This is a genomic window from Streptomyces sp. A18, assembly GCF_059026065.1.
Window position 1 is genome coordinate 1 of the sequence record NZ_JBWLKL010000090.1, and the last position, 6,204, is coordinate 6,204.

Genomic DNA, 6,204 nt, shown 5'->3' on the forward strand with positions numbered 1-6,204 from the left:
GTGGTGCGTGACGGTCACGCCCTTGGGGGTGCCGGTCGAACCCGAGGTGTACATCACGTACGCCGCGTTGTGCGGCTGTAGCGGCGGCGTCTGCCCGGTATCGCTGCCCGGGTTCTCGGCGTCGGGGCCCGTCTGCTCGGCGTCGCCGATGAGCAGGCGCGGCGTTCCGTCGTCCGGCAGCATCCCGGCGGTTTGCGCGTCGGTCAGGAAGAGCCGGGGTCGGGCGTCCGACAGGATGAAGTCGAGCCGCGCGCTGGGGTACTTCGGGTCGATGGGCAGGTAGGCGCCGCCCGCCTTCAGCACGCCGAGCAATGCCACGACCAGGTCGGCCGAGCGCGGCAGCGCGATTCCCACCACTGTCTCAGGGCCCACTCCGCGTGTCGCCAGCGCGTGCGCCACCCGGCCTGCGCGCGCGTCGAGTTCGCGGTAGCTGAGCGTCGTCGCGCCGGAGATCACCGCTACCGCGTCCGGTGTGGCGGCGGCCTGCTGCTCGAACAGGGCCGGGATCGTCACCGCGGGCGTCGGCGCGGCCGTGTCGTTGAACCGGTGGATCACCAGCTCCCGTTCGGCCACGTCCAGGGTGTCCACGACCGCCCCGATGGGTCGGGCGGGGCTGGAGACCAGCTGCTGGACGACCCGCGTAAAGCGGGCCGCGAGGGCCTCGACCGTGGCGCGGTCGAAGAGGTCCGTCGCGTACTCGAGGTGACCGATCACGCCGAGGCCGGGGATGTCGGCCATGTTGAAGAAGAGGTCGAACTTCGCGGTGTCGGTGGCCGGGTGCTCGAGTTCCACGCGCAGACCATCCAGCGCGAAGTCCTCGCGGGCCATGTTCTGCCAGGCGAACATCACCTGGAACAGCGGGTGGTAGGCGGTGGAGCGGTCGGGCTTGAGCAGCTCCACCAGGCGCTCGAAGGGCGCGTCCTGGTTCTCGTAGGCGGCCAGGGCCTTCTCGCGCACCTGCGCGAGCAGTCCCTGGAAGCTCGGGTTTCCCGACAGGTCGGCGCGCAGCACCCAGGTGTTGACGAAGAAGCCCACCAGCTCGGCGAGCGCGGCGTCGGTGCGGCCGGCGATCGGGGAGCCGACGCTGATGTCGTCGCCGCCGCCCAAGTGGTGCAGCAGCACCGCCACCGCCGACTGCAGGACCATCGACACCGTGGCGCCCTGTGCGCGGGCGAGTTCTTCCACGGCGGCGACCAGGTCCGGATCGAGCTCGAAGGCCACCAGGTCGCCGCGGCGGCTCGCCACCGGCGGACGGGGGCGGTCCGTGGGAAGCTGCAACGGCTGTGGCGCGCCGGTCAGTTCGTCGCGCCAGTGCCGCAGCTGGGTGGCGAGGACGCCGTCGGGGTCGGCCTCGTCGGCGAGCAGCTCCCGCTGCCACAGGGTGTAGTCGATGTAACTCACCGGCGGCTCGGGCCAGTCGGGCGCCTCACCGCAGCGCCGGGCGGCGTAGGCCGTGCCCAGATCGCGTGCCAGCGGGCCCATCGACTCGCCGTCCCCGGCGATGTGGTGCACCACGAGGACCAGCATGTGTGCGTCGGCGGCGCTGCGGACCACGGTCACCCGCAGCGGTATCTCGGTGGCCAGGTCGAACGGCCGGCCTGCGGCCGCTGCCACGGCGTCGGCAACCGCATCCGGAGCGGACTCGACGATGTGCAGCTCCACCGGGGCCGGCTCCGCGGGGAGTACCTGCTGGTAGGGCACTCCGTCAGCGGACTCGGCGATCAGCGTCCGCAGGATCTCGTGCCGGGACACGACGTCGCAGACCGCCTTCTCCAGCGCCGGTACGTCCAGTGCGCCGGTGAGCCGCAGCACGAACGGGATGTTGTACGTCGCCGACGGTCCCTCGAACCGGTCGATGAACCACAGGCGGCGCTGCGCGAAGGACAGCGGCGGCTGCTCGGGCCGCTGTGCCGCCCGGCGCAGCGGGGAGCGGACCCGTGCTCCCGGGGCGATCCGCTCGACCAGTTCCACGACGGTGGGTCGGTCGAAGACCGCGCGGATGGGGACCTCGGCGCCCAGCTCGGCGCGGATCCGGCTGATCAGCCGGGTGGCGAGGAGCGAGTGCCCGCCCAGGGCGAAGAAGTTGTCGTCGATGCCCACCCGGTCGATGCCGAGGACCTCGGCGAACAGCGCGCACAGGACCTCTTCCTGCGGTGTCCGCGGCGGCCGACCGGTCGCTACGCCCGCGTAGTCGGGCACGGGCAGCGCCTGCCGGTCCAGCTTCCCGTTGGGGGTCAGGGGCACCTCGGCGATCGCGACCACGGCCGAGGGCACCATGTACTCCGGCAGCCGTTCCTGTGCGTGGTCGCGGAGTCCGGAGACGAGGATGCCGATCTCCCGTGCTCCGGCCGGGTCGTTCGCCAGCATCCGCTCGGGGCGTCCGGTGGGCGTGAACACTCCGGAGTACGTCGGTCCGGTGTGCGCCCCGGTGGGGAAGACCACGGCGTCGAAGCACTCGGGCACTCCCGCCGTCAGGGTGAGCAGCAGGCCAAGGCCCTGCCGGTCGGCCCACTCCCGCAGCTCGTGCGGGTCCAGGGGCGGGAGTCCGGCCACCGGCGATTCGACGGCCGCGAGGACGGTGGCGGTGGCGACCTCGCCGGCGAGCCGGGCGTTGGGGATCCGGGTGATCCGGATCGGCGTCGTGCCGTGCTCCTGGACCACCTCGTCGAGGCCGGTGAAGTCGTCCACCCTGCGGCCCCACGCGAGCGCCGGGATCCCGGTCAGGGGGACGGGGTCCACGGGCGCCTTGTGCAGTACGACTTCGAAGCGGTGCCGGGTCAGTTCGTTGTGCGCGCGGCCGGGCTTCAGGAGTACGTCCACGCCGGCGGCGCCGTGTTCGTCGGCCCAGCGCGTGAACCACTCCGGGTCGAGGACCAGTTCCTTCTCCACCAGTACGGCGCGGGCGACGGCGGCGCGGACCACGGACGCCGCCGCCTCCGGGTGCCGGCCTCGGTGGATCGCCGTCTTCAGCAGGCTCAGCGAGCCCGCGTGGCGTACGTCGCCGACCACGATGCGGCCGCCGGGGGCCAGCAGGTCCATGGCCTGGCTCAGCACCCGGTCCAGGTAGTCGGCGTCGGGGAAGTACTGCGCCACCGAGTTGATGACGACGGTGTCGAAGTACTCCTGGGGCAGGCCCGACGCGTCGTCGGCGGGCTGCACGCGCAGCCGGACCCGATCGGTGTAGCCGGCCCTGTCGACCTGGTCCTTCAGCTGCTCGATGACGGGTGGCGAGAAGTCCGTGCCCCAGTACTCCGCGACGTCGGGCACGATGTGGCAGAGGAGCAGACCCGAGCCGACGCCGAGTTCGAGGACCCGCTGCGGCGTCGCGGCGAGGATCTGCTCGACGGCGGCGTCCCGCCAGGCCCGCATCTCCACCAGCGGGATCGGCTCTCCGGTGTAGCTGGAGTTCCAGCCCGTGAAGTCCTCGCCCCAGGCGGTCGTCCCCGAGCCGGCGTACGCCTCGTCGTACACCTGCTGCCACTCGTCGACCTGCTCCGTCTCACGGGCGGTGGCCGAGCCGGTGGGGGAGGGCACCACATAGGCCACGATGCGCTGGTCGCCGGGCCGGTCCTCGCGGGTGATCACCACGGCCTGGTCCACGCCGGGGTGCGTGGCAAGGGCCGCCTCGATGTCTCCGGGCTCGATGCGGAATCCGCGCACCTTGACCTGGAAGTCGACCCGGCCGAGGTAGTCGATCACGCCGTCGGGCCGCCACTTGACCAGGTCACCGGTGCGGTACATGCGTGCACCGGGAGTGAAGGGGCTCGCCACGAAGCGTTCGGCGGTCAGGCCCGGACGGTTCAGGTAGCCGCGCGCGAGCTGGACGCCCGCGAGGTAGAGCTCTCCCGGCACACCCGGGGGGACCGGCCGCAGCGCGGAGTCGAGGACATAGACCTGGGTGTTCCACACGGGTGCGCCGATCGGCACGCCGGTGGCGCCGGGTTCCTCGCGGCACTCCCAGGCCGTGACCTCGACCGCGGCCTCGGTGGGCCCGTAGAGATTGTGCAGCCGGGTGCCGGGCAGCGTGCGCGCGAAGCGCTCGGCGAGTTCCAGGGGGAGCGCCTCGCCCGCGGCCTCCACGCGGCGCAGACTGGTGCACTGGTCCGCGGTCGGCTCGGAGAGGAACGCCGCCAGCATGGACGGCGCGAAGTCGGCGTCGGTGACCTGCTGTTCCCGGATCAGCCGGGCCAGGTACTCGGGGTCCTTCTGCCCGTCCGGCCGTACGATCACGAGACCCGCCCCGACCTGCAGCGGCCAGAACAGCTCGGGCACCGACACATCGAAGCCGACGGATGTCTTCAGGAGCATCCGGCCGTTCTCACCCATGCCGTAGCGGCCGTGGCCCCAGGCGAGCCGGTTCATGATCGAACGGTGGGACACGACCACGCCCTTGGGCATCCCGGTCGACCCCGAGGTGTAGATCACGTAGGCGGCGTGGTCCTCGTGCACGGTCACGCCGGGATTCGTCTCCGGGAATCCGGAGAGATCGGGGCCGGAGAGGTCCGGGAGTTCGTCCAGGAGAAGGAGGGGTGTGCTGTCGGCGAGCATGTGCTCGACCCGCTCGCCGGGCAGATCCGTCTCGATCGGCAGGTAGGCGGCTCCGGTCTTGAGCACGCCGTAGATCGCGGTGAGCAGATCGAAGGAGCGCGGCATCCGGATCGCGACGAGCTGCTCGGGACCGGCTCCCCGCTCGATCAGCCAGTGCGCGAGGCGGTTGGCGCGCGCGTTGAAGTCGGCGTAGGAGAGCGTGTCCTGCTCGAAGACGAGCGCCGTGCGCTCGGGGCTGCGCTCGACCTGGGCTTCGAACGCCGCGGCGAGGGTGCTGCCCGCGGTGGCCGTGGTGTGAGTGGTGTCGTTCCACTCGGACACGACCTTGGTCCGCTCGGCGGGCTCCAGGACGTCGAGCTGCGCGACGCGGATCGACTTGTTCTCGACGACCTGGTGCAGCACCCGCAGGCACCGGACGGCGATGGCCTCCACGGTGGCGTGGTCGAAGAGGTGGTGCTGGTACTGGAGGGCGATGCGCAGCTGCGGGTCGGCGTCGGCCGTCACGGTCAGCGGGTAGTGGGTGCCGCTGAACGGTGTGAGGCCGGTGATCGCCACGCCCGCCTCGGTGTTGGCGTCGCCGAGCCCCGCGTGGTCGATCGGGAAGGACTCGAAGACGACGACGGTGTCGAAGAGGGTGCTCAGGCCGGTGTCCTGCTGGATCTGTGCGAGGCCGTAGTGGTGGTGGTCGAGCAGCACCGCCTGCCGGTCCTGGAGCCGCGTCAGCAACTCGGCGAAGGTGTCCTGAGGACTGCACGTCACGCGTACGGGAAGGGTGTTGATGAAAAGGCCGACCATGGTGTCGATGTCCGGGACGGCAGGCGGACGACCGGACACCGTCGCGCCGAACACCACGTCCTCGCGCCCGGTCAGCTCTCCGACGACGACCGCCCAGACGCCCTGCACCAGGGTGTTCAGGGTGACGCCCACCTCGGCCGCGTACCTGGTGAGTTCGCGGGCGGTCTCCGGTGACAGCGGTACGTCGACCTGCCCGATGTCCTCGGAGTCGGCGGACTTGGCCCCGGGGGCGAGCAGGGTGGGTTCGTCGAGACCGTCGAGTTCCTCGCCCCAGGTGCGAATGGCCGCGTCGTGGTCCTGCTGGGCAAGCCAGGACAGGAAGTCCCGGTAGCCGCGCACCTTCGGCAGAGCGGCGAGGTCTCCGCCGGAACCGTACAGCCTGAGCAGGTCCTCCATGAGGAGGGGGACCGACCAGCCGTCGAACAGGAGATGGTGCGCGGTGAAGACCAGTTCGGCCCGGTCCGGGCCCGTGGTCACCAGGGTCATCCGCAGCAGGGGCGGTGCGGTCAGGTCGAAGTGGGTGGCGCGGTCGTCGGCCAGGATCTGTTCGAGTGCCGCGTCACGCTCGTTGCTGTCGACGTGGTGGCTCAGGTCGGTGTGCTGCCAGGGGAGTTGGACACCGTCGACGACGAGTTGGACGCGCTCACCGGAGGTGTTGCTGACGAACGCGGTCCGAAGGCTGGCGTAGCGGTCCAGAACGGCCTGCCCCGCGGCGCGCATCCGCTCCGGCTCGACCGGTCCGGAGAGGTGGAACACCAGCTGCATGTGGTAGGCGTCGTACGCGGCGTCGGCGAGCAGGGCGTGGAAGAGCAGCCCGGACTGCAACGCGGTCAGCGGCCACACGTCTGCCAGACCGGGGTA

At 71.3% G+C, this 6,204-nt stretch carries 1 protein-coding gene; it reads right to left on the reverse strand.

What is annotated here, in order from left to right:
- Positions 1–6,204 (reverse strand): non-ribosomal peptide synthetase (locus AC5P1C_RS43280; RefSeq protein WP_493871515.1); only part of this gene is annotated, 6,204 nt, incomplete at both ends.